This is a genomic window from Vannielia litorea (genome assembly GCF_019801175.1).
In the GTDB taxonomy this organism is placed as follows: Bacteria; Pseudomonadota; Alphaproteobacteria; order Rhodobacterales; family Rhodobacteraceae; genus Vannielia; species Vannielia litorea_B.
Map to the genome: position 1 here is coordinate 1,858,915 of NZ_JAHVJR010000001.1, position 22,789 is coordinate 1,881,703.

Sequence of the window (22,789 nt, forward strand, 5' to 3'; positions counted from 1 at the left end):
CCCTAGATCGCCGTCAGCCCGCCATCAATGGCGAGGGCCTGCCCGGTCATGAAACTGTTGGAGGGCGCGCAGGTCCAGAGCATGGCCTGCACGACCTCGTCGACTGTGGCCACACGGCCCATGGGCACGCGGGCGGTGATGCGGTTGCGGGCCTCTGCGCCGTCGGTGTCGATCCGGCAGGCGAAGCGGTCGGCCATCTCGGCAAAGAGCGGCGTTTCGGCGAAGGCCGGGCAGAGCGCGTTGACCCGGATGTTGTGGCGCGCGAGCTCATCCGCGGCGGCGCGGGTGAGGCCGACAACGGCGTGTTTGGCGGCGGCGTAGGCAGCGAGATGCCCCGCCCCGGTGAGCCCGGCGGCGGAGGCGATGTTGAGGATCACGCCGCTGCCTGCCGCCTGCATCGGCGGGATCTGGTGCTTCATCCCCAGAAAGACGCCTCGTGCATTCACGGCAAGGATACGGTCGAAATCGGCAGCCTCGGTGCGGGCGAGCGGGGTGAAGGGCTGGCCGAGACCGGCGTTGTTGATGGCCACGTCGAGCTGGCCGAAGTGCTTGAGGGCGGAGGCCACCAGCCCAGCCTGCGCCGCCTCGTCGGTGACATCGACGGGACGGGCAAGCACCTCTGCCCCGCTTTCGCGCAGGCTGTCGGCCGCCTGATCGAGGCCGCGCTCGTCGATATCGCAGAGCACGAGCCGGGCGCCCTCGGCGGCAAAGCCCCGCGCGGCCCCGGCGCCGAAGCCCGAGGCGGCGCCGGTGATGAGCACCACGCGGCTGGCGGGGCGGCTACCCACCGGCGGCCTCCAGCCCGGCCTGCGCCAGCCCTGGCACGAGGCGGCCCAGTTGGAGGCCCTTTTCCGGGTTGGAGGCATTGCCATCGAGCGCGCGCTTTTTCACGCCTTGCAGGATGCCCGCCATGCGGAAGTTGGCGAAGGCGAGGTAGAAGCCGAAGTCGGGGATGCCGGGAATGTTGCGGCGGGCGCAGTAGGCATCGATGAAGGCCTGATCCTCGGGCAAGCCGTGGACGGCACGGTCGAGCCCGGCAAGCCCCCTGCCCTCCGGCCCCGGCGGGCGCTGCCATTGCATGATGACCTGTGCGAGATCGGCGTAGGGGTGGCCGAGGGTTGAGAGCTCCCAATCGAGCACGGCGGTGATCCGGGGGGCGTCCGGGGTGAAGAGCATGTTGTCGAGCCGGTAGTCGCCGTGAGTGAGGCAGATCTGGCCGTCATCATCGGGCACGTGGGTGTCGAGCCATGTGATGAGCGCGTCCATCGCCTCGATCGTTTCGGTCTCGGAGGCGCGGTATTGGGTGGTCCAGCGGTCGATCTGGCGGCGGTAGTAGTTGCCGGCGCGTCCGAAGTCCTCGAGGCCGGTGGCGGCGAGGTCGACGTTGTGGATGGCGGCGAGGACGCGGTTCATCTCGTCAAACATCGGGCCGCGCTCGGAGTGGGAGAGCTCGGGCAGGTGTGGCTCGTTGAAGTGGCGGCCCTGCACGTGCTCCATCAGGTAGAACTCGGAGCCGATGACCGCGGGGTCGTCGCAATAGGCGATCATCTGGGCGACGGGCACGGCGGTGGCCGCGAGGGCGGATTGGACGCGGTATTCACGGTCCACCGCGTGGGCGGATTTGAGGAGCTTGCCGGGAGGCTTGCGGCGCAGGACGAGCGGGCCTTGCGGGGTGGTCAGGCGGAAGGTCGGGTTGGACTGGCCGGTGGGGAATTTTTGCGCTGTGACGGGGCCGGTGTGGCCGGGTGCGTTGGCCTCGATCCAGACGGAAACGGCCGCGGTATCAAGGGTTTGTGCGTCGGTCATGAGAAGGTCAGCATGTGGGCTGCCTCCGCGTCGATATGGGGCGTTTCGTTGAAGCCGGTGAGGAAGGTGGCGCTGCCGGTGCAGAGGATGCGGGAGACGGCGCAGTTTTTCATCTGGAGTTGCAGGTCGATCATGGTGCGGGCGGGGGCATCGACGGCGGCGGCGAGCATGCGGCAGATGGCGCCGCCGGAGGAGACGCAGAGAACGGGGCCGTCGTGGGTGGCCATTTGCGCCTGAGCCGACATCACGCGGGCGGTGAAGGCCTCAAAGCTCTCTGGTTCGGTGATCTCGCCTGCCTGCCATGCGATGACGGCCTCGCGGAGGCGGCGGAAATGGGCCTTGCGGTCTGACGGGACGCCGCCGCCGAAGGCCGCGAGCAACGCCTTGCTGTCGAATTCGTTGAGGCCATCTTGGACGGTGGCCTCGGGCAGGTCGAGGGTGGCGGCGATGCCCTCCAGCGTCTCGCGATGCCGCCGCATGGCGCCACGGTAGACGGCCACGGGCCGCACGCCCTGACGGGCGAGAGCCTCGCCCAGCGCGCGGCTCTGCGCATGGCCGAGGTCTGACAACACGTCATAATCCGCCGCCCCGAAAGAGGCCTGTGCGTGGCGGATGAGGAGGAGTTCGGCCACTAGATCTTCTCGTTGGAGTATTTCCGCAACTCGGCGCGGGCGACCTGGCGGCGGTGCACCGCGTCGGGCCCATCGGCAAAGCGCAGGGTGCGGATTTTCGTCCACATCGCGGCGAGCGGGGTGTCTTGGCTGATGCCGGAGCCGCCGTGGACCTGCATGGCCTCGTCGACGACCTTGAGCGCCATCAATGGGGCGACGACCTTGATCTGGCTGATCCACGGCTGAGCGGCGCGGGTGCCTTGCGTGTCCATCATCCAGGCCGCCTTGAGGCAGAGCAGGCGCGCTTGCTCAATCTCCATGCGGCAGTTGGCGATGATGTCGTAGTTGGCGCCGAGGTCGACCAGCTTTTTCTTGAAGGCCTCGCGAGTCATGGCGCGTTTGCAGAAGAGCTCCAGCGCCTTCTCGGCCTGGCCGATAGCGCGCATGCAATGGTGAATACGGCCCGGCCCGAGGCGGCCTTGGGCGACCTCGAAGCCACGGCCCCGACCGAGGATCAGGTCTTCGCCTTTCACCTTCACGTTGGTGAACCGGATGTGCATGTGGCCGTGGGGCGCATCATCGTGGCCGAAGACGTGCATGGGGCGGAGGATTTCGATGCCGGGGCTGTCGGCGGGCAGGACGAACATGGAGTGCCGCGCGTGCTTGTCGGCCTCCGGGTCGGTCTGGGCCATGATGATGTAGACAGCGCAGCGCGGGTCGCCTGCGCCGCTGATCCAGTATTTCTCGCCATTGAGGACCCAGTCATCGCCATCGGGCTTGGCCTCGAGCGCGATGTTGGTGGCGTCGGAGGAGGCGACGCCCGGTTCGGTCATCACATAGGCGGAGCGGATCTCGCCGTTGAGCAGGGGTTTGAGCCAGCGCTCCTTGTGCGCCTCGGAGCCGTAGCGCTCGAAAACCTCCATGTTGCCGGTGTCGGGGGCGCCACAGTTGAAGACCTCGGCAGCGAGGCCAACCTTGCCCATCTCTTCGGCGAGATAGGCGTATTCAACGGTGGTGAGCCCCTGCCCCTTTTCGCTGTCGGTGAGCCAGAAATTCCACAGACCCTTGGCGCGGGCGCTGGCCTTGAGGGTGTCGAGAATCTCGATCTGGCGGTCAGTGAGTTGAAAGCGGTCGCCCGAGGGGTGCTTGCCCACTTCGGCCTCGAACTCGTGGTCGAGCGGCTCGATCTCTTCGTCCACCATCTGGCGCACCTTGGCGGCCAGTTCCTTGATCCGGGGGGTCATCCCGAGGTCCATATCTCTCTCCCTTCAGAGAACTTCAAAGAGGCCCGCGGCCCCCATTCCGCCGCCCACGCACATGGTGGTGACGATGTATCTTGCGCCGCGCCGTTTGCCCTCGATCAGCGCGTGGCCGACCATACGGGCGCCCGACATGCCGTAGGGGTGGCCAATGGAGATGGCGCCGCCGTTCACGTTGAGGCGCGCGTCGGGGATGCCAAGCCGGTCGCGGCTGTAGATCACTTGGCAGGCGAAGGCCTCGTTCAGCTCCCAGAGGTCGATGTCGTCCACGGTAAGGCCGTGGGTTTCGAGCAGTTTGGGCACGGCGAAGACGGGGCCGATGCCCATCTCGTCGGGGGCGCATCCGGCGACGGCCATGCCCACGTAGCGGCCCAGCGGTGTGAGGCCTCGGCGCTCGGCCTCCTTGCCTTCCATCAACATTGTGGCAGATGCGCCGTCTGACAGTTGTGAGGCATTTCCGGCGGTTATGAAGCGACCTTTATCCAGCGATATACCTTTTTCGAACACCGGGGTGAGGCCCGCGAGGCTTTCAGCCGTAGTGCCGGGGCGGTTGCCCTCGTCCTTCTCCAGCGTCACGGAACGGTCGGAGACTTCGCCGGTTTCGCGGTCTTTCACCTTCATTACAGAGGGAAGCGGCACGATCTCGTCGTCGAAGGCCCCTGCCTCTTGGGCCGCCGCCGTGCGGGCCTGGCTTTGGGTCGCGTATTCGTCTTGCGCCTCGCGGGAGATGCCGTAGCGGGCAGCCACGTTTTCAGCCGTTTCCAACATGGTCATGTAGATCGAAGGGACGTGCTCGCGCAGCCAGGGATCCGGGTCGCGGCGCATGGCGGGGGTTTGCACGAGGGAGATGGACTCGACGCCTGCGCCGATGGCCATGGGCATCCCGTCGTGGATGACCTGCTTGGCGGCAATGGCGATGGCCATGAGGCCGGAAGCGCATTGCCGGTCGAGCGACATGCCCGCCACGGTCTCAGGCAGGCCGGCGCGGAGGGCGCATTGGCGGGCGATGTTGCCGCCTTGGAACCCCTGCTGGAGGGCGGCGCCGAGCACCACGTCACCGACCTCGCCGGGATCGACAGCGGCGCGGGAGACGGCGTGGCTGATCGCATGGCCCGCCAGCGCCTGCGGCGTGGTGGCGTTGAAGGCGCCCCGGTAGGCCTTGCCAATGGGCGTGCGGGCGGTGGAGACGATGAGGGCTTCACGCATGGTTTCAGACCTTCCAGTCGAGCGGCAGCCCGCGCGCCTCGGCGGCCTGCGCGGCGAAACGGCGGGTTTGGGAGAAGGCGTCTGGCAGGTCTTCGGCGCCGTCTGGGTCGGTCAGCAGAGCTGCGCCTTCGGCCACCGCCTCGGGCGTGATCTCGCCGCCTGCGAGGTTGAGGCCGAGGGTTTCAGTGAGCTGCGCGACCGAGAAGACCCCACCGCCTGCGGCGAGGATGGTGCGGGAGGGGGCATCGGGCGAGACCAGCCAGAGGAGGCCGGGGGTGATGCTCTCGGGCGTCAGCAAGGCGGCGGCATCCTCGGGCAGCAGGCCATCGGTCATCGCCGTGGCCGCCGTGGGGGCGAGGCAGTTGACTCGGATGCCGTAGCGCGCGCCTTCAAGGTGGAGCGTGTTCATCAGCCCGACCATCCCGGCCTTGGCCGCGGCATAGTTGGCCTGCCCGAAGTTGCCGTACAGCCCGGAGCCGGAGGTGGTGAAGACGACGCGGCCGTATTGCCGCTCGCGGAAGTGCGGCCAGAGGGCGTGGGTGCAGAGGGCGGAGCCGGTGAGGTGAACGTCGATCACGCGGCGCCAGTCGGATATCTCCATCTTGGCGAAGGACTTGTCACGCAGCAGGCCCGCGTTGTTGACGAGGATGTCGACATGGCCCCAGGCGCTCATGGCGGCGGCGACCATCTCGGCCACGCTGGCCTCGTCGGACACATCGGTGCGGGTGGCAAGCGCGGTGCCGCCTGCGGCCTCGATCTCGGAGACCACCCCTGCCCCTTCGGCCATGTCGGCGACCAGCACTCTTGCGCCCCGTGCCGCGAGCCCGAGCGCGTGTGACCGGCCCAGCCCGGCGGCCCCGCCGGTGACGATTGCAACCTGCCCGTCGAAGCGGATCATGCGGCCTCCAGATATTTCTTGTTGAGCCAGCGGGCGACCACCACGGGTTTGGCCGTGCCTTCGGCCTCCATCGTCACCTCCCACGTGATCATCACATCGCCCGGGCGCTTCTCGGTCAGCGCGGCGAGGGTGAAGCGGGCGCGGATGCGGGCGCCAGCGGGGACAGGCGAGAGAAAGCGGATGCGGTCGAAGCCGTAGTTGATGCCCATCGCCTGACCGTCCAGCTTTGGCTGGGCGTCATAGGCCATGGCGGAGAGGAAGGAGAGGGTGAGGAAGCCGTGGGCGATGGTGGAGCCGAAAGGGGTTTGCGCGGCGCGGGCAGGATCGGTGTGGATGAACTGGTGATCCTCGGTGAGGGCGGCGAAGGCGTCGATCATCGGCTGGTCGATGGTGAACCAGCGGCTGACGCCCAGCTCCTCGCCGGTGCGGGATTTCAGCTCGTCCAGCGTCACGGCTTGCCCTCGGCGAAGATGTCGGGGCCGGTTTGCACGTTGATGCCGCCGGAGACGGGGAGGATGGCGCCGGTGATGTAGCCGCCGCCGGGGCCGCAGAGGTAGAGCAGCGCGGCGGCGATGTCCTCGGGCTTGCCGACGCGGCCGAGCGGGACCTGGGCGCCGACGCGGGCGCGCATGTCGGTGTCGCCGGTGGCGAAGGCGGTCATCTTGGAGACGAAGGGGCCGGGGGCGAGGGCGTTGACGGTGATGCGGTCGGCGGCGAGCTCCTTGGCGAGGATCTTCGTCAGGTGGTGCACGGCGGCCTTGGAGGCGGCGTAGGAATAGGCATCGTCGCCCATCGGCACCTCGCCCATGACCGAGCCGGTGTTGACGACGCGGGCAGGGTCTTCGTCAGTCGCGGCGGCGCGGAGGAGCGGCAGCAGGGTGCGGGTGAGTTCGAAAAGGCCGGCGACGTTGAGGCTCATCACCTTATCCCACGCGGCATGGGGGAAATCGTCCAGCGGGGCGCCCCAACTGCGGCCAGCGTTGTTGAAGAGGATGTGCAGGGTGTCGGTGCGGGCGCGGGTGGCGCCGGCGAGCGCATCGACGCCCTCGGCGGAGCTCACATCGCCCGCGAAACCCTCTGCCGAGCCGGATGCGCCCAGCGCGTTCAGCCGTGCGGCAACGGCCTCGCAAGCATCGCCCCGGCGGGAGGCGAGCAGCACGCGGGCCCCGGCGCGGACCAGCCCTTCGGCGGCCATTTCGCCAATGCCCGACGAGCCGCCGGTAACCAGCGCCACCTTGCCGGTGAGGTCGAAAAGCCTTGCCGCGTCCATGCTGTCCTCCGGTGGGGCGCCTCCCCGCGCACCCGTTTCGCAATGCAGAATACAATTCCGCACATGCTTGACAAGCCCGCCCTGCCCGCCTCTGCTGGCAGCAAGGGAGGCGCAGGATGGGCGATCTGTTTGATCTTACGGGAAAGGTGGCGCTTGTCACCGGCTCGACGCGCGGCATTGGCCGGGCGATTGCGGAGGCTTTGGTGGCGCGGGGGGCGCGCGTGGTGATCTCGTCGCGCAAGGCAGAGGCCTGTGCGGCGGTGGCGGAAGAAATCGGGGAGGCGGCGGTGCCGATTGCCTGCAACGTCTCGGATGATGCTGCGATAGTGCGGCTCTTGGCGGAGACGGAGGAGAGGCTGGGGTCGGTGGATATTTTGGTCTGCAACGCGGCGGTAAACCCCTACATGGGGCCGTTTCTGGACACGCCGGATGATGCCTTTGACAAGACCATCGCGGTGAACATCCGGGCCAACATGCGGCTGGCCAAAGGCGTGGTGCCGGGGATGCAGGCGAAGGGCGGCGGGGCGATTGTGATCGTGTCGTCGATTGCGGCCTTCAAGGGCTCGGAGCATCTGGGGATCTACGCGGTGACCAAGGCCGCCGACACGCAGATCGTGCGCAACCTCGCCGTGGCTTACGGGGCCGACAACATCCGGGTGAACGGGATCGCGCCCGCGGTGGTGAAGACCGATTTTGCACGCGCGCTTTATGAAGACCCGGAGCGGGCCAAGCGGGTGGCGGAGAGCTATGCGCTCAAGCGGCTGGGGGAGCCGGAAGACATTGCCGGGATTGCGGTGATGCTGGCGGCGCCTGCGGGGGCCTGGATGACGGGGCAGACGATTATCGTGGATGGCGGATGGTCGGCGATGGGGTGAGCGGGCGCGCTGGCGCCGCCACCATGGCAGGTGTTGCAGGCGCCGGGTTTCCACGCCTAGGCTGAGATCAAACGCGGCGGGGAGGCCGCGATAAAGGGAGGAGCGGCCATGGAAGGCCTGATGATGCACCGTCCGCTGCGGATTGCGGATATTTTGACCCATGCGGCGCAGGTCTACCCCGGTGAGGGGATCGTCTCGGCCAGGACCGAAGGCGACATTCACCGCCAGAGTTACCCCGAAACCGCCGCTCGCGTGGCGCGGCTCGCCCATGCCCTGCGCGCGCTCGGCATCAAGCCCGGCGACCGGGTGGCGACGCTGGCGTGGAACGGCTACCGGCATTTCGAACTCTACTACGCGATCAGCGGGATCGGGGCGGTCTGCCACACGATCAACCCGCGCCTTTCGGCCGAGCAGATGGGCTATATTGTGAACCACGCGGGCGACAGCCTGCTGTTCTTTGACACCACCTTCCTGCCGATCATTGAGGGGCTGGCGCCGCATTTCCCCGAGAGCCTGCGCTACGTGGCGATGGTGGATGAAGACAAGCAGCCCGAGAGCAAGGTGGAGTGCCTGAACTACGAGGCGCTGCTGAAGGGCCAGCCGGAACGGTTTGACTGGCCGGAGTTCGATGAGACCACCGCCGCCGCGCTCTGCTACACCTCGGGCACCACCGGCAACCCAAAGGGCACGCTCTACTCGCACCGCTCCACCGTGCTGCACGCGCTCTGCACCGCGATCAGCCTTCCGAAGGTGCTGCAGGAGGGCAGCCGGATTCTGCCCGTGGTGCCGCTCTTTCACGTGAACGCATGGGGCCTGCCCTATTCGGCCCCGCTCACCGGTGCTTCGCTCATCATGCCGGGGCCGGGGCTGGATGGGGCCTCGCTCTTCAAGCTGATGGACGGGGAGCAGGTGTTCTCGGCCTGGGGTGTGCCGACCGTCTGGCTCGGGCTGCAAAAGGAGATCGAGGCGCAGGGGCGGCTACCGGAGGGGTTCGGCCACCTCGTGGTGGGCGGCTCGGCGGCGCCGCGGGCGATGATCGAGGGTTTCGAGACCCGCGGCGTGGACGTGTGCCATGCATGGGGCATGACCGAGATGAGCCCGATAGGCACGGTTGGAAACCTCTCGCCTGCGATGCGCGACAAGCCCCTCGCCGAACAGCTGGACGTGAAGCAGAAACAGGGGCGCCGGGCCTTCGGGATTGACATGAAGATCGTCGATGAGGACGGCACCGAGCAGCCGCAGGACGGCAAGGCGACGGGCGAGCTCTTTGTGCGGGGCAACACGATTGCGGCGGGATACTTCAACAACGCCGAGGCCAGCGCCGAGGCGATTGACGCAGAAGGCTGGTTTGGCACCGGAGACATTGCCCGGATCACCCCCGATGGCACACTCTCGATCACCGACCGGACGAAAGACCTGATCAAATCGGGCGGCGAGTGGATCAGCTCGATCGACATGGAGAACGTGGTGATGGGGCACCCGCAGGTGACCAATTGCGCCGCCATCGCCGTGCCACATGAAAAATGGGGCGAGAGACCGATGCTGGTGGTGGTGCCGAAGGGCGATGCCCCGGACCCCGAGGCGCTGCGCGAGTTGCTCGCGCCGCACTTTGCCAGCTGGCAATTGCCCGACGAGGTGCTCTTTGTCGAGGAACTGCCTCTGACGGCGACAGGCAAGGTCTCGAAGCTCACGTTGAGGCGCAAATACGCAGCAGCGGAATGACCTCTGCGTGAAAAAACGCACAAAGGGCTTGGGTTTTTGGGCTGTTTTGGGCATCTTCCCCGAAAATTTACGCCTAAGGTTCGAGTGACATGAAGAGAAGAAACTTCCTCACCGGCAGTGCTGCGCTGCTTGGTGGTACCTTTGTGGCGGGGGCCCCTGCCCTCGCCTATGACGAAACCCTCAAGCCCTACGGCCTGCCCGTTCATCTGCTGCCGCATTACGTGAATGTCTCCAAGGAGCTGCCGCCGCAGGAGATTCACGTGAGCCCGAGCCGCTTTGCGCTGTTCCTCACCCTCGGCGGGGGCCGCGCGATCCAGTATACCTGCGGTATTGGCCGCCCCGGCCTTTACGAGCCCGGTGAGTTCTTTGTCGGCGCGCGCAAGCAGTGGCCGGCGTGGACGCCGACGCCCGAGATGATCGAGCGCGACCCCGCCTCCTACAAGAAATACGAAGACGGCATGCCCGGCGGCCCGAACAATCCGCTTGGCGCCCGCGCGATCTACCTCTTCAAGCCGCAGATCGGCGATACCTTCCTGCGCATCCACGGCACCAACGACCCGCGCACCATTGGCAAACGAGTCTCGAACGGCTGCGCACGGCTGGTGAACAACCAGATCGTGCACCTCTACCGCCGGACGCCGATGAACGCCAAGGTCGTGCTGTACCCGGCCTCGGAAAACGGCGGCGTGGACTACTCGCAAGAGCCGCAGGTGACCCGGGGCTGACGCCCGCAGAGGCTCTCTGACGCCGAAACATCGAAGGGCGCGGACCTTGGCTGAGGTCTGCGCCCTTTGTGGTTTTTCGGAATTTGAGAATAATTTATCTGCAAGTTAACTTTTTACGGAACCGGAGGCGTCCGGGGATGTTTTATTGCGTGATCACATGGGTGCGCCCTGCCGTGCTGACGGGACAAGTAGTGGATGACGATGACTTTTCAGCGCGCTGAGACCGTGGCGCTCTCTCTCCGGCATGAACTCCGGCAAGTGACTGGCCCGGCCCATGAGCGGCTGGATGGCATGCTATCGACCCTCAATTTGCATGACAGCGCCGACAGGGCGGTGTTCGACCGCGTGCAACGCGCGGGGTTTCGCCGAATTGGCGCGGCCTGTGGCTGGGAGGCGGCAGAGGCCACGGCCACGCTGCGCCGGACGGTCGACGCGCTGGACGAGGGCGACGAGGCCGAGACGGATGGCGCGGGCGACGACCCGATAGCGGCGGATGCGGTGGCCTATATCACCCTTGGCTCGCAGCTTGGCCTGACCGTGCTGCGCAACGGCGTGCCGCCGGAAGAGCGCCGGGGCCTGCTGGCCATCGAGCCCGACATTGCCGCTTGGAAGGCCTTTGCCCAGCGCATGGGGCAGACAAGCCCCGATGCCGAGGCGCGTGCGCGTATCCTCTCCGATGCGACCCGCGCTTTTGCGATTTTTCAGCAGGAGGCCGAGCGCCACCTGCCCCCGCGGCCAGAGGCCGCACCTCACCCCGCGACGACGCAGACCCCACAGGCCCCGACTGTATGAAAGATCCCTTCGTTTCTACCGATACACCGGTTGACCTGACCAACTGCGACCGGGAGCCGATCCACATTCTGGGGAATGTGCAATCTTTCGGGGCGCTGATCGCGATTTCGGCGGATTGGATCGTGCAGCATGTGTCGCGCAATGCGACCGAGGTGCTGGGGCTGCCGTGGGAGGAGATGGCGGGCGTGCCGCTGGGCCAGTTTCTGCCCGAGGCGAGCCTCGAGCGGTTGCGCCGCAAGCTGAGCACGGCCTCTCACGACGATGCCGTGGTGCGCATGTTCGGCTTTGACGTGTTCGGCGACGGGCGGCTGTTTGACGTGTCGGCCCACCAGTCGCACCTCAGCTTCATCCTCGAATTCGAGGCCAAGTCGCGCGGTGTTGAGCACGACGAGTTGGCTATCGTTACGCCAATGATGCGCCGGGTGGCCGAAGAGAAGGATTTGCAGAGCGTCTCGGAAGTGGCCGCCAAGCAGCTGCGGGAGCTGGCAGGGTTTGACCGGGTGATGGTGTATCAGTTCGGGCCGGAGGGCGACGGCACCGTGATCGCCGAGGCCAAGGACGAGGCCGACAGCGAAACCTACCTTGGCCTGCACTTCCCCTCCTCCGACATTCCGCGGCAAGCGCGGGCGCTTTACAAGCGCAACCATCTGCGGCTGATCGCCGATGTGGATGATACCGTCTCACCCATCGAGCCGCAGACCGGCCCCGAGGGCGAGCCGCTGGACCTTTCCCTCGCCGTGACCCGCGCGGTCTCGCCGATCCACCTTGAATACCTGCGCAACATGAAGGTGCGGGCCTCGATGTCGGTGTCCATCATCATCCGGGGCGAGCTCTGGGGGCTCTTTGCCTGTCATCACCGCGCGCCGCTTTACATCGATTACGAGCGCCGCACCGCGATTGAGCTGCTGGCGCAATTCTACTCCTACGAGATCGAACGGCGTGAGGCCCGCGCGGTGGCCGAAACCGCCGACCGCGCACAGAAGCTGCATGACAGGCTGATGATGGGCCTCGGCGCCAGCACGGACCTTGTGGAAGGCTTTCGCGACGTGGCCCGCGAGATCAGCACCGTGATCCGTTGCGATGGCGTGGCGCTCTATTCCGAAGGCACCTACGTGAGCCAGGGCACGGCGCCCTCGGAAGAGGAGTTCAAGACGATTGCGCGGTTCCTGAACACCGCCGCTGCCTCGCGCGTTTATGCCACCGATCATCTGGTGGCGCGCCTGCCCTCGATTGCCGATATCACCGACCGCTGCGCCGGTATTCTGGCGATCCCGGTCTCCCGCACGCCGCGCGACTACCTCGTGCTCTTCCGAACCGAGGCGGCGCGGCAGGTGAAATGGGCGGGCAACCCGCACAAGCCGGTTGAAGTGGGCAGCTTCGGCGCCCGGCTGACCCCGCGCAAGAGTTTCGAGATCTGGAAGGAAGACGTGGGCAACCGCTCGGAGCCGTGGTCGCCGACCTCGGTGCGGGCCGCCGATGCGATCCGGGTCACGCTGCTGGAGGTGGTGCTGAAGCTCTCGGACGAGGTGAACGCCGAGCGCAAGCGGGCGCAGGACCAGCAGGAGCTGCTCATCGCCGAGTTGAACCACCGGGTGCGCAACGTGCTGGGGCTGATCCGCTCGCTGGTGAGCAAATCGCGTGAGAACGCGGTTTCGGTGGAGGAATTCTCCAAGGCCATCGACGGGCGCATCCATGCGCTGGCCGTGGCGCATGATCAGCTTACCCAGACCGAGTGGCGCGCGGTGGACTTCCGCCAGATCATCGACACCGAGCTGAAGGCCTATGTGGCCGGACAGGAAGACAGGGTGCGGCTCTCCGGCCCGGAGATCCAGCTTTCGCCCGAGGCTTTCTCGACCATCGCGCTGGTCTCGCATGAGCTGGTGACGAACTCGGTGAAATACGGGGCGCTCTCCAACTCGACCGGGCAGGTTGAGCTGGCGGTAGAGCACCAAGCTGACGGGTTCTTTCGCCTCACGTGGCAGGAGGCGGGTGGCCCGCCGGTGCGCCCGCCCGAGCGGCGCGGCTTTGGCACGACGCTGATCGAACGCTCCGTGCCCTTCGACCTTGAGGGCAAGGCCGAGATCGAGTTTCGCTCCGGCGGATTCCGGGCGAGCTTTCTGATCCCCGAACGGTTTGTGACCGCCCTGCCCTCAGAGGCGGCGGACGCCGTGGAGCCGGAGGCCCCGGCGATTGCGGGCAAGCCCGACCTAACCGGCGTGGGCCTTGTGGTGGAAGACAACCTGATCATCGCGATGGATGCCTCCGACATCCTCACAGGGATGGGGCTGAAAGCGGTGCATACCGCCTCGACCGTGGCGGAGGCGCTGCGGGTGGCGGAGGCCAACACGATCTCGGTCGCCGTGCTCGATGTGAACCTCGGCAAGGAGACGAGCCTGCCGGTGGCCCGTTTCCTCTCGGAGCGTGGGGTGCCCTTTGTGCTGGCCAGCGGCTACGGCGGACAGGCCGATACCTTGGCCGAGTTCCCCCCTGCCCCGGTGGTCGCCAAGCCGTTCACGGTGGAGACCCTGTCGCGCGCGCTGCTGAAGCTGGGCGAAGACAGCGAGAGCTGAGGCACGCGCCGTGCCCCTGTGGGCGGGATGGCGCGGAGCCTGATTTTCAACTGACGGAAGGCGCGCCAGTGGTGCGCTCTGCCTGCCTTGGAAATAGGCAGGCTGAGAAGCCGTGCGCGGTGCTCCAGCCAAAAAGTAAAAAACAGTCTTGACTGATTGTTTTTTCCAGCCCCACCCTGTGTGTCAAACGACTCAGGGAGATGCGCGATGGCCGATACCGACGATTACAAGCAACGCAGTTACGGCGAAATCTCAGTTGGGCTCGGGGCCAAGCCGGGCATCGTGGTGGTGGATTTTCAGAAGGGATTCACCGAGGCGCAATACCCTCTGGGCGGTGCGCCGCTGGTGATGCGGGCGCTGGAAAACACCGCCAAGCTGCTGAAAGCCGCCCGCGCGATGGGCGTGCCGGTGGCCACCTGCAACACCGCCTACATGAACGAGCGCGAGATGCCCTACTGGAAGATCACCGCCGTGCGCGAGACCTTCCTGCATGACCACCCCAGCGCCGAACTGGACCCGCGCATCTACGACCCCGAGTATGACCTGAAGGTCTGCAAGAAAGGGCCTTCGATCTTTTTCAACACCGATGTGGCCGATTACTTCGCCAAGGAGCGGGTCGACACCGTGATCGTCACCGGCTGCAACACCAGCGGCTGCATCCGGGCCAGCTCGATCGACAGTTTCTCGCACCGGTACCGGACCCTCGTGCCGGAGGATTGCGTGGGCGATATCGAAGAGCAGCCGCACCGCGACAACCTGCGCGACCTTGGCCGCCGTTACGTTGATGTCGTCGATCTGGACAGCGTGCTGGCCTACCTCGACCGCTGGCACAACGCCCAGGCTGCCGCCTGACCCGCCCTCAAGACCGAATGAAAGACCTCAAATGACCCTGAAGCTGCTGAAGAACGCCCGTATCGTGGACGGCACCGCGCCCGAGCCCACCGATCCGATGGGCATCGTGATCGAAGACGGCAAGATCCGCGATGTCGGCCCCGGCGTGACCGCCGACACCGATGAGGTGCTCGACATGGAGGGGCTAACGGTGATGCCCGGCCTCGTCGACTGCCACGTGCATGTGATCGCCACCACGGCGAACCTCGGCCTTAACGCCGCCCTGCCCTCCTCCCTCGTGGCCGCCCGCTCCAGCCTGCTGATGCGCGACATGATCATGCGCGGCTTCACCACGGTGCGCGACCTTGGCGGCGCCGATCGCGGCTTGCAGCAAGCGGTGGATGAGGGTGCCTTCCTCGGCCCGCGGCTGGTGATCTGCGGCAAGGCGCTGTCGCAATCGGGCGGCCACACCGATTATCGCGGCCCCTACAGCAACCGTGACGTGAGCTGGTATGCCTCGAGCCTCGGCGCGATGGGCCGGATCTGTGACGGCATCCCCGAGGTGCAACGCGCCGCCCGTGAAGAGATCAAGAACGGCGCGCAATTCGTGAAGGTCATGGCCGATGGCGGTGTGTCATCGCCCTCCGACCCGGTGGGCTACCTCGTGTTCTCGGTCGAGGAATTGAAGGCGGCGGTGGAGATTGCCAAGGGCTTCGGCACCTATGCGACCGGGCACCTCTACTCCGACGAGGCCATCGTGCGGGCGCTGGATTGCGGGTTCGAGTGCATCGAGCACGGCAACCTGATTGGCGACGACACCATCGCCCGGATCGCCCGCGAGGGCATTCCGGTGGTGCCGACCAACATCACCTACGACCTGCTGCACCGCAAAGGCGCGGAGTTCGGGCTGCCGGCGGAATCGGTGGCCAAGATCTCGGACGTGCGCGAGGCCGGGTTGGAGCGGCTTGAGAAGTTCCACGAGGCGGGCGTGCTGATGGGCTACGGCTCAGACCTGCTCGGCGGGATGCAGACCGAGCAGTCGGGCGAGTTCCCCCTGCGCGGCCGATACCTGCCCGCCGATGCCGTGATCCGCTCGGCCACTGTGGATGCCGCCAAGGTGCTACGGATGGAAGGCGAGATCGGCACCATCGCGCCGGGTGCCCATGCCGATATCATCGCCGTCGAGGGCAACCCGCTCGAAAATCTTGACCTGCTGACACATCAGGGAGCTCATATGCCGCTCATTCTCAAAGCTGGGGAGGCGGTCAAGCAGGCCGCGTCGCTCTGATGGCCAGCTTGCGCGACTACACCGCCCTCAGCTTCGACGTCTACGGCACGCTGATCGACTGGGAGGCCGGGATGCGGGCCGGGCTGCGCCCGCTCACCGACCGGCTCGACGCCGAGATGAGTGAGAACGCTGTGCTGGAGATGCACGCCCGCAACGAGAGCGCCACGCAGGCCCAGACGCCGGCCAAGCGCTACTCGGACCTGCTGGCCACGGTCTACCGCCGCTGCGCCGAGGAGCTGGGGCTATCGGTGGATTGGGACGAATGCGAGCGCTACGGCGCATCGGTGCCCGATTGGCCCGCCTTCGAGGACAGCGCCGATGCACTGGCCTATCTCAAGCAGCACTACAAGATGATCGTGCTCTCCAACGTCGACAACCGCAGCTTTGACGGCGCCGCGAAGAAGCTGGGGATCGCATGGGATGCGATCTACACCGCCGAGGACATCGGCAGCTACAAGCCCAACCAGCGCAACTTCGACTACCTGCTGCGCGGGATCGGCACACTGGGCGTGGAGAAGGCACAGCTGCTGCACACCGCCGAGAGCATGTTCCACGATCACGTGCCGGGCCGCGCCAAGGGGCTCGACAACGCATGGATCTACCGGCGGCACGCAAAAGAAGGCTTCGGGGCCACGATGGACCCGGGCGATCTGGCCGAGACAACCTTCCGCTTCAACTCGCTGAAGGAAATGGCCGAGGCACATGAGAGCGGCAAAATCTGAAATTCAACCCGACCGACCCGCCCGGCAAGAGCGCGGGCACCCAACCACTCAACCAACAGGGACCAGACCCATGAAAAAATTCCTGACCTGCACCGCCCTCGCCGGCATGATGATGACCGGCGCGGCCACGGCAGAAACCAACTTCATCGCCAACAGCTTCTATGACGGCGCCGTGCCGATGTCGGGCGAAGGCTACGTCCGCTGGGCCGAGCTCGTGCAGGAGCTTTCGGGCGGCGACCTCGTGCCCGAAGTCTACACCGGCACCGTGCTGCTGGCCCCGCGCGCCGCGCTTCAGGGCATTCAGGACAACGTGGTGCAGGTGGCCCACCATGCCGCCATCTACACGCCCTCCGATCTGCCGGTCTCCAATGCCGTGCAGGAGCTGGGCTTTGCCTACTCCGACCCGGTTGCCGCGATCTTCGCCGTCACCGACTTTTCGATGAACAACGAGGTGCAGCTGGCCGAGTGGAAGGACAAGGGCCTCGTCTACCTTGGCGCCTATGCCACGCCCGCCTATGTGCTGATGTGCTCCAGCCCGGTGCGCAACCTCGAAGAGATGAAGGGCAAGCGCATCCGCACCGCCGGCTCCGCCGTCTCGGTCTGGGTGGAAGATGCCGGCGGCATCCCGGTCAACGTGCCCTCCTCCGAGATGTACACCGGCCTCGAGCGCGGCACCCTCGACTGCGCCACCAACGCCGCCAGCGACCTTGTGGACCGCTCGCTGATGGAAGTCGCCGAGCACACCACCCTGCTCTCGACCGGCATGTACTATTCCGGCCCGCAGTGGGGCTATAACCCAGACTTCTGGGCTGGCCTGACCGCCGAGCAGCGCGTCGTGCTGATGGAAGCCTCCGCCCGTTCGATGGCCCGCATCGTCATTGCCTACGGCTCCAAGGTCGACGCTGGCCTCGAGGCCTCCAAGGCTGCTGGCGGCAACGTCTATGAGCCCGAGCAGGACCTGGCCGATCACGTGGCCGAGTTCCGTGACCGCACCACCGCCGCCGCCGTCGAGAAAGCCGGTGCCGACTTTGGCGTGGCCGACCCCGAGGCGCTGATCGGCGACTTCCAGGCCACCATGCAGAAGTGGACCGACCTGCTGGCCGACGTGGACACCACCGACGAAGATGCGCTCACCGCTCTTGCCATGGAAGAGATCTTCTCCAAGATCGACCCGGCCACCTACGGCACCGAGTAAGCACTGCGCACCGGGCCCGGCACCACGCCGGGCCCGGCTGCCAATCAGGACGACGCAATGACCCTCCTCCACAGCATCATCCGCTGGCTCAACATCGGCACCGTCACCGCCGCCTGCGTGGTCATGCTGCTGATGATGGCCCATATCACCCTCGACGTGGGCGTTCGGTACTTCGTCAACGGCCAGATCGTCGGCACGCTGGAGTGGGTCTCGTTCTACTACATGGTCGCGCTGGTCTTTCTGGCCTTCGGCTATGTCGAGATGAAGCAGGAAAACATCCGCGTTGATCTCTTTGCCCAGATGATGCCCGCGCCGGTGCAACTGGGGCTCTACATTCTCGCCTGCCTCATGGGGCTTGCCTTCTTCGGCATGCTGTTCTGGCAATCGCTGACCGATGCGATCAAGGCGACAAGCCGCGCCGAAGAGGCGATGAGCAACTTCCGTTTCTACATCTGGCCCGCCCGCTGGGCGCTGCCCATCGGCTTTGCCGGGGCGCTGCTTGCGGTGCTGTCGAACCTTCTGAAATCCATCACCCGGCGGCAGGCGCTTTGATGCGCCCCACCTGCGCGCCCCCGGAGGCGACCCTATGACCAATCTCGAAATCGGCGTGGCCGGCGTTGTCGCCGCCCTCGTTCTCATCGCCATCCGCGTGCCCATCGGCATTGCTCTCGGGCTTGTCTCGATCGTCGGGATCGGGGTGATGTTCAACATGAACGTGGCCTGGGGCATGATCTCCGCCACGCCCTTCGACTACGTCGGCCAATGGGAGCTTTCGGCGGCGCCGATGTTCCTGCTGATGGGGTTCATCTGCTCCTCGACCGACATGACGCGCGGCCTCTTCCTCGCGCTGCGCCTCTACCTCGCCCGGCTGCCGGGCGGCTTGGCGATCACCTCCGTGGGCGCCTGCGCCTTCTTCGCCGCCGCCTCCGGCTCCTCCGTCGCCACCGCCTCCGCCATGTCGCGCATGGCGGTGCCGGAGATGCTCGACAATGGCTACGACCGGGGCCTTGCCACCGGCACCATCGCGGCCTCCGGCACGCTCGGCTCGCTCATTCCGCCCTCGGTGCTGCTGATCCTCTACGGGGTCTATGCGCAGGTCTCCGTTGGCCAGCTCTTCATGGCCGGGTTCATCCCCGGGCTGCTCTCGGCGCTGATCTACATGGGCATGATCATGATCCGGGTGAAGCTGAAGCCGAGCCTTGCGAGCACCGTGGTCTTCGACCCCACCCCGGAGGAACGCCGCGAGGCCTTCCGCGATGTCTGGCCGCTGCCCACGCTCATCCTCGTGGTGCTGGGAGGTATCTTCAGCGGGGTCTTCTCCCCCACCGAGGCGGGTGCGCTCGGGGCCTTCTTTGCGCTGATCATCGCCATCGTCCGCCGCAAGCTCACGCGCAAGGCGCTGTTCGAGGCGGTCTCGCAGGCCGTGGTCTCGACCGGTTCGATCTTCATCATCCTGATCGGCTCGCTGTTCTTTACGCGCTTCCTCGCGCTCTCGGGCTTTCCGCGCGCCTTTGCTGACGCCATCCTCTCGGTGAGCACCGAGACGTGGTGGATCCTCTTTGCCGTCACCGTGATCTTCCTCGTGCTCGGCATGTTGATCGACAGCATCGGCCTGCTGCTGCTGACCCTGCCGATCCTCGTGCCGCTGGTGAACGAGGCGGGCATTCACCCGGTATGGTTCGGCATCATCGTGATCAAGCTGCTGGAGATCGGGCTCATCACACCGCCGATCGGATTGAACGTGTACATGATCAACGGGGCCTTGAATAACCGCGTGACTCTGCCCGAGATCTTCCGGGGCATCACGTGGTTTCTGGCGATGGACCTTCTAACGCTGGTGATCCTCATCGCCTTCCCGATCCTGACGCTCTGGCTCCCGTCGCTTGCGTATTGATGTTAGGTGTGTGCCCGATCCGAGGAGGGATGTATGGCGAGACGAGAAGCGGCAGCGAGACAGGGCGAGAAACCGGCCCAGGCCCGCAGCATCGCGACCCGCAGAAAGCTGATCGACGCCACGCTCGATGCGATCCTCGACAAGGGTTACAACTCTGCCTCGACCAATGACTTCGCCCAGCGCGCCGGGGTCTCGCGCGGGGCGATGCTGCACCATTTTCCCTCACGCTCGTCGATCATCGTCACCGCGATGGAAGAGCTGCTGCGGGAGGCCACGGCGGAAATCCGCGAGGTGGCCTCGCAGGTGCACAAGGGCGAGGTGAGCCTTGGCGACTTCGTCGAGTTCCTTTGGCAGATGTTCTCGGGCCGGGTGTTCTACCTGTCGCTGGAGTTCATCAACGAGGCTCGGACCGACCCGGAGTTGCGCGCCGGGATGATACCCGTGGTGAAGGACTTCCATTCCGCGCTCGACAGCATTTGGGAAGCCTTCGAACTGCGCGCGCCGGGCGACCGGGAGCCGACCCTCGTGGCGCTCAACATGACCGTCTGCCTCGTGCGCGGCATGGGCGTGCAGACCGTGCTGAAGGACGATCCGGCCTATTTCAGGACCATGGTGGAAACCTGGAAGACGATCCTGCCCAAGTTGCTGGACGAAGGCGGGATGCTGGCGGGTAGCGCGGCGGCCGAGGGCCGCTAGGGCCAAAGGCGCCGCGCAGGATTGCGCCGGCTCAGACCTCCACTTCCACCGCGCCTATGGGGTGCGAGCAACAGGCGAGGATGTAGCCCTCGGCGATGTCGTCATCCGAGATGCCGCCGTTATGGACCATATGCACCTCGCCAGCGGTCTTGCGGATCTTGCAGGTGCCGCAAAGGCCGAAGGTGCAGCCCGAGGGGATGCCCAGCCCTGCCGCCCGCGCCACGGCGAGCACGGTATCTGTCTCGCGGCAGGTGCGGCTCACACCGGAGAGGCCGAAGGTCACCTCTGCCGTTTCCGCCGCCTCGGGAACGACATCGTCATGCTCGGGGATGTCCTCCACCGTCTCCACCGGGGCTTTGAAGCTCTCCTGATGGTAGCGCTCCATTTCGTAGCCCATGCCCTGGAGCGCCTCGCGCACGGCAGTCATGAAGGGCTCCGGGCCGCAGCAGAACACCTCGCGGTCGAGATAGTCGGGCGCCATCAGGCCGAGCATGAGCTGGTTCACCTGCCCCTGATAGCCGGTCCACGGGCGATAGCGGTCGGCCTCTTCGACCACCCATTTCAGCACGATGCCCGGCACCCGGCTGGCCATGTGCTCCAGCCGCTCGCGAAAGATGATCTCGGAGGGGCGCTTGGCGCAGTTGATGAAGACGATGTCGGGCTCGGTGCCGATATCCCACATGAAGGTGGTCATCGCCATCGACGGGGTGATGCCGCTGCCCGCTGAGATGAAGAGATACTTCTTCGCCGGGTGGTTCATGTGGCTGAACAGCCCCGCCGGGCCGAAAGCGCGGATCTGCATGCCGGGCTTCAGGTGATCGAGCATCCAGCGGGTGCCGATGCTGCCTTCCTGCGCTTTCACCGTGACCGAGATCGACCGGGGCCGGGAGGGCGAGGAGGAAATGGTATAGGTGCGGTGCACCAAGCCCTGCGGCGTGGGCAGCTCAAGGGTGATGAACTGGCCCGGCAGATAGTCGAAAATCGCCCCCGAAGGCGCGCGGAAGGCAAAGCTTGCGGTGTTGGGCACCTCGGGGATGACGGCCACGCATTCGAGCGGCTCGCTGTCTTTCCAGATGCTCTGGCCGGTGATCGGGGTCAGGTCGTTCATGCGCCCTACTCCGCCGCCACGCGCAGCGGTGGCAGGGCGCGGGCCAGCGTGGCGCAATACCACGCGACGAACTGGATCACCCCGTCTTCCTGCACCGCCGAATAGGGCCCCGGCTCATAGACCGGCGAGTTGATGCCACGCTGGTTGTTCTCGACCACTTCGCGGTCTTCGTCGTTGGTGTGGGTCCAGACCTCGGTAAGGCGCTTGAGGTCGTAATCCACGCCTTCGACCGCGTCCTTGTGGACCAGCCATGTTGTGGTGACACGGGTCTCCATCGGCGAGATCGGGGTCACGCGGAAGGTGATGGAGTGGTCGCTCAGAAAATGGTTCCAGGTGGTGGGGTAGCTGAAAAGCAGCAGCGTACCCGCATCCCGCGCCGGGATGTGGCCGAGCCGCTTGGTTACGGCGATCTTGCCGTCCATCGTGTAGCTCTCCGCCCCTTCGAGCAGCGGCATCCGCGCAACACGGTAGGTGCCCTGCGGGTCAAGGAAGAAACGCGATGGCGCGCCCATGCCCTCCAGCCGCGCGAAATGCGCCTCGACGGGGGCCGGACAGCTGCCATCGGCCGCCACGCCACCAATCACCGGGTCTTCGGGGAAGGTCCGGCAGAGCGAGGGGTGGTTGCCCGCGCAGTGGTAGCATTCGCGGTTGTTCTCCCAGACCAGCTTCCAGTTGCCGTTCTCGATGATCGAGCTCTGGTGCGCGACCTTGGCGTTGCCCAGATCGTGGGGTGCCAGATAGGGGCCGACCTTGGCGGCGAAGGCCTCGAAATCGGGCGCCTCCTCGGCAAGACAGATGTAGATCAGCCCGGCGAGGTTGCGGCAGTGGACTGGCTTCAGCCCATGCTGGCTGGCGTCGAAATCCGGCCCCATGTCGCGCGCCCAGAGCAGGCGGCCATCGAGCTCGTAGGTCCACTGGTGGTAGGGGCAGACCAGCTTGGGCCCTACCCCGCGCTCGTGCTTGCAGAGCACCGAGCCACGGTGACGGCAGGTGTTGTGGAAGGCCCGGATCTCGCCATCGGCGCCGCGCACCAGCACCACGTTGTAAGCGCCGATCTGCTGGGTCACGTAGCTGCCGGTTTTCTCCAGCTCGCAGGCTGGGATCGCGAAGAGCCACTCGCGGTAGAAGATGGTCTCCATATCCGTGCGGAAGATGCCCGGGTCGGTATAGAACGGCTGCTCCAGCGCATGGCCGGGCCGGTGCCGGGCAAGCAGCTCGTGGATCGCTTGGCTCATCTCTCAGGTCTCCGGCCGCGCGCTGCGGGCCCGTTGGGGCGGAGGGCAGACAGGAGCCGTTTCAGGCGCGGCGGGGAGGAGCCGAC

Annotated in this window: 22 protein-coding genes; 12 read left to right on the forward strand and 10 right to left on the reverse strand. The window is 66.2% G+C overall.

From position 1 onward, the window contains the following. Positions 1–2: 2 nt before the first annotated feature. From KUV38_RS09205 to KUV38_RS09240, 8 genes are read right to left on the reverse strand one after another with little or no spacing between them, the layout of a single operon-like run. Complete coding sequence (locus KUV38_RS09205; RefSeq protein ID WP_315898609.1) at positions 3–788, reverse strand: glucose 1-dehydrogenase; 786 nt, start codon at positions 786–788, stop codon at positions 3–5. Continuing rightward, positions 781–1,806, reverse strand: coding sequence for a phosphotransferase family protein (locus tag KUV38_RS09210; RefSeq protein ID WP_222469759.1), 1,026 nt, complete (start codon positions 1,804–1,806; stop codon positions 781–783). Before KUV38_RS09210 ends, KUV38_RS09205 begins: the two co-directional genes overlap by 8 nt. Further along, the gene (locus tag KUV38_RS09215) at positions 1,803–2,438 is read right to left on the reverse strand and encodes a histidine phosphatase family protein (RefSeq protein WP_222469760.1); all 636 of its coding nucleotides are present in this window, start codon (positions 2,436–2,438) and stop codon (positions 1,803–1,805) included. The genes KUV38_RS09210 and KUV38_RS09215 overlap by 4 nt, the downstream gene beginning before the upstream one ends. Continuing rightward, positions 2,438–3,673 (reverse strand): acyl-CoA dehydrogenase family protein, encoded by a 1,236-nt coding sequence (locus KUV38_RS09220; protein WP_222469761.1) that lies wholly within the window; start codon positions 3,671–3,673, stop codon positions 2,438–2,440. The genes KUV38_RS09215 and KUV38_RS09220 overlap by 1 nt, the downstream gene beginning before the upstream one ends. 12 nt (positions 3,674–3,685) lie before the next feature. Next, complete coding sequence (locus tag KUV38_RS09225; protein ID WP_222469762.1) at positions 3,686–4,882, reverse strand: acetyl-CoA C-acyltransferase; 1,197 nt, start codon at positions 4,880–4,882, stop codon at positions 3,686–3,688. Positions 4,883–4,886: 4 nt separating this feature from the next. Continuing rightward, the gene (locus KUV38_RS09230) at positions 4,887–5,780 is read right to left on the reverse strand and encodes an SDR family NAD(P)-dependent oxidoreductase (protein WP_222469763.1); all 894 of its coding nucleotides are present in this window, start codon (positions 5,778–5,780) and stop codon (positions 4,887–4,889) included. Then, positions 5,777–6,232, reverse strand: a complete 456-nt coding sequence (locus KUV38_RS09235; RefSeq protein WP_222469764.1) for a MaoC family dehydratase — start codon at positions 6,230–6,232, stop codon at positions 5,777–5,779. Before KUV38_RS09235 ends, KUV38_RS09230 begins: the two co-directional genes overlap by 4 nt. Then, positions 6,229–7,050, reverse strand: coding sequence for an SDR family oxidoreductase (locus tag KUV38_RS09240; RefSeq protein WP_222469765.1), 822 nt, complete (start codon positions 7,048–7,050; stop codon positions 6,229–6,231). The genes KUV38_RS09235 and KUV38_RS09240 overlap by 4 nt, the downstream gene beginning before the upstream one ends. Positions 7,051–7,166: 116 nt before the next feature. On the opposite strand from KUV38_RS09240, the gene KUV38_RS09245 reads away from it, so the two are divergent. The 12 genes from KUV38_RS09245 (at position 7,167) to KUV38_RS09300 (ending at position 20,360) form a co-directional block, all read left to right on the forward strand. Continuing rightward, positions 7,167–7,925 carry an SDR family NAD(P)-dependent oxidoreductase gene (locus tag KUV38_RS09245; RefSeq protein ID WP_222469766.1) on the forward strand — a complete coding sequence of 253 codons (759 nt, stop codon included), beginning with the start codon at positions 7,167–7,169 and terminating at the stop codon, positions 7,923–7,925. A 108-nt stretch (positions 7,926–8,033) separates the two neighbouring features. After that, positions 8,034–9,647 (forward strand): long-chain fatty acid--CoA ligase, encoded by a 1,614-nt coding sequence (locus KUV38_RS09250; protein WP_222469767.1) that lies wholly within the window; start codon positions 8,034–8,036, stop codon positions 9,645–9,647. An 89-nt stretch (positions 9,648–9,736) separates the two neighbouring features. Beyond that, positions 9,737–10,372 carry a L,D-transpeptidase gene (locus KUV38_RS09255; RefSeq protein ID WP_222469768.1) on the forward strand — a complete coding sequence of 212 codons (636 nt, stop codon included), beginning with the start codon at positions 9,737–9,739 and terminating at the stop codon, positions 10,370–10,372. A gap of 201 nt (positions 10,373–10,573) precedes the next feature. Further along, positions 10,574–11,164 (forward strand): hypothetical protein, encoded by a 591-nt coding sequence (locus tag KUV38_RS09260; protein WP_222469769.1) that lies wholly within the window; start codon positions 10,574–10,576, stop codon positions 11,162–11,164. Beyond that, positions 11,161–13,734 carry an HWE histidine kinase domain-containing protein gene (locus KUV38_RS09265; RefSeq protein WP_222469770.1) on the forward strand — a complete coding sequence of 858 codons (2,574 nt, stop codon included), beginning with the start codon at positions 11,161–11,163 and terminating at the stop codon, positions 13,732–13,734. Before KUV38_RS09260 ends, KUV38_RS09265 begins: the two co-directional genes overlap by 4 nt. A gap of 207 nt (positions 13,735–13,941) precedes the next feature. Continuing rightward, positions 13,942–14,586: an isochorismatase family protein gene (locus tag KUV38_RS09270; RefSeq protein ID WP_222469771.1), complete on the forward strand. Its 645-nt coding sequence runs from the start codon at positions 13,942–13,944 to the stop codon at positions 14,584–14,586. Positions 14,587–14,617: 31 nt separating this feature from the next. Then, positions 14,618–15,853 carry a metal-dependent hydrolase family protein gene (locus tag KUV38_RS09275; RefSeq protein ID WP_222469772.1) on the forward strand — a complete coding sequence of 412 codons (1,236 nt, stop codon included), beginning with the start codon at positions 14,618–14,620 and terminating at the stop codon, positions 15,851–15,853. Next, positions 15,853–16,575: a haloacid dehalogenase type II gene (locus KUV38_RS09280; protein WP_222469773.1), complete on the forward strand. Its 723-nt coding sequence runs from the start codon at positions 15,853–15,855 to the stop codon at positions 16,573–16,575. Before KUV38_RS09275 ends, KUV38_RS09280 begins: the two co-directional genes overlap by 1 nt. A 70-nt stretch (positions 16,576–16,645) precedes the next feature. After that, positions 16,646–17,770 (forward strand): C4-dicarboxylate TRAP transporter substrate-binding protein, encoded by a 1,125-nt coding sequence (locus tag KUV38_RS09285; protein ID WP_222469774.1) that lies wholly within the window; start codon positions 16,646–16,648, stop codon positions 17,768–17,770. Between the two features lie 57 nt (positions 17,771–17,827). Then, the gene (locus tag KUV38_RS09290; protein ID WP_222469775.1) at positions 17,828–18,322 is read left to right on the forward strand and encodes a TRAP transporter small permease subunit; all 495 of its coding nucleotides are present in this window, start codon (positions 17,828–17,830) and stop codon (positions 18,320–18,322) included. A gap of 34 nt (positions 18,323–18,356) precedes the next feature. Continuing rightward, complete coding sequence (locus tag KUV38_RS09295) at positions 18,357–19,664, forward strand: TRAP transporter large permease (protein ID WP_222469776.1); 1,308 nt, start codon at positions 18,357–18,359, stop codon at positions 19,662–19,664. Between the two features lie 33 nt (positions 19,665–19,697). After that, positions 19,698–20,360 (forward strand): TetR/AcrR family transcriptional regulator, encoded by a 663-nt coding sequence (locus tag KUV38_RS09300; RefSeq protein ID WP_222469777.1) that lies wholly within the window; start codon positions 19,698–19,700, stop codon positions 20,358–20,360. Between the two features lie 31 nt (positions 20,361–20,391). Here KUV38_RS09300 and KUV38_RS09305 read toward each other — a convergent pair whose 3' ends face one another. Continuing rightward, positions 20,392–21,468, reverse strand: coding sequence for a hybrid-cluster NAD(P)-dependent oxidoreductase (locus KUV38_RS09305; RefSeq protein ID WP_222469778.1), 1,077 nt, complete (start codon positions 21,466–21,468; stop codon positions 20,392–20,394). 5 nt (positions 21,469–21,473) lie between these two features. Continuing rightward, positions 21,474–22,703, reverse strand: a complete 1,230-nt coding sequence (locus tag KUV38_RS09310) for an aromatic ring-hydroxylating oxygenase subunit alpha (RefSeq protein WP_222469779.1) — start codon at positions 22,701–22,703, stop codon at positions 21,474–21,476. Positions 22,704–22,789: the final 86 nt, after the last annotated feature.

Bases quoted from the DNA above. Each gene is read 5' to 3' on its own strand.
- KUV38_RS09210 (WP_222469759.1), bottom strand. From the start codon at position 1,806: ATGACCGACGCACAAACCCTTGATACCGCGGCCGTTTCCGTCTGGATC.
- KUV38_RS09220 (WP_222469761.1), bottom strand. From the start codon at position 3,673: ATGGACCTCGGGATGACCCCCCGGATCAAGGAACTGGCCGCCAAGGTG.
- KUV38_RS09225 (WP_222469762.1), bottom strand. From the start codon at position 4,882: ATGCGTGAAGCCCTCATCGTCTCCACCGCCCGCACGCCCATTGGCAAG.
- KUV38_RS09230 (WP_222469763.1), bottom strand. From the start codon at position 5,780: ATGATCCGCTTCGACGGGCAGGTTGCAATCGTCACCGGCGGGGCCGCC.
- KUV38_RS09240 (WP_222469765.1), bottom strand. From the start codon at position 7,050: ATGGACGCGGCAAGGCTTTTCGACCTCACCGGCAAGGTGGCGCTGGTT.
- KUV38_RS09245 (WP_222469766.1), top strand. From the start codon at position 7,167: ATGGGCGATCTGTTTGATCTTACGGGAAAGGTGGCGCTTGTCACCGGC.
- KUV38_RS09250 (WP_222469767.1), top strand. From the start codon at position 8,034: ATGGAAGGCCTGATGATGCACCGTCCGCTGCGGATTGCGGATATTTTG.
- KUV38_RS09255 (WP_222469768.1), top strand. From the start codon at position 9,737: ATGAAGAGAAGAAACTTCCTCACCGGCAGTGCTGCGCTGCTTGGTGGT.
- KUV38_RS09260 (WP_222469769.1), top strand. From the start codon at position 10,574: ATGACTTTTCAGCGCGCTGAGACCGTGGCGCTCTCTCTCCGGCATGAA.
- KUV38_RS09265 (WP_222469770.1), top strand. From the start codon at position 11,161: ATGAAAGATCCCTTCGTTTCTACCGATACACCGGTTGACCTGACCAAC.
- KUV38_RS09270 (WP_222469771.1), top strand. From the start codon at position 13,942: ATGGCCGATACCGACGATTACAAGCAACGCAGTTACGGCGAAATCTCA.
- KUV38_RS09275 (WP_222469772.1), top strand. From the start codon at position 14,618: ATGACCCTGAAGCTGCTGAAGAACGCCCGTATCGTGGACGGCACCGCG.
- KUV38_RS09280 (WP_222469773.1), top strand. From the start codon at position 15,853: ATGGCCAGCTTGCGCGACTACACCGCCCTCAGCTTCGACGTCTACGGC.
- KUV38_RS09285 (WP_222469774.1), top strand. From the start codon at position 16,646: ATGAAAAAATTCCTGACCTGCACCGCCCTCGCCGGCATGATGATGACC.
- KUV38_RS09290 (WP_222469775.1), top strand. From the start codon at position 17,828: ATGACCCTCCTCCACAGCATCATCCGCTGGCTCAACATCGGCACCGTC.
- KUV38_RS09295 (WP_222469776.1), top strand. From the start codon at position 18,357: ATGACCAATCTCGAAATCGGCGTGGCCGGCGTTGTCGCCGCCCTCGTT.
- KUV38_RS09300 (WP_222469777.1), top strand. From the start codon at position 19,698: ATGGCGAGACGAGAAGCGGCAGCGAGACAGGGCGAGAAACCGGCCCAG.
- KUV38_RS09305 (WP_222469778.1), bottom strand. From the start codon at position 21,468: ATGAACGACCTGACCCCGATCACCGGCCAGAGCATCTGGAAAGACAGC.
- KUV38_RS09310 (WP_222469779.1), bottom strand. From the start codon at position 22,703: ATGAGCCAAGCGATCCACGAGCTGCTTGCCCGGCACCGGCCCGGCCAT.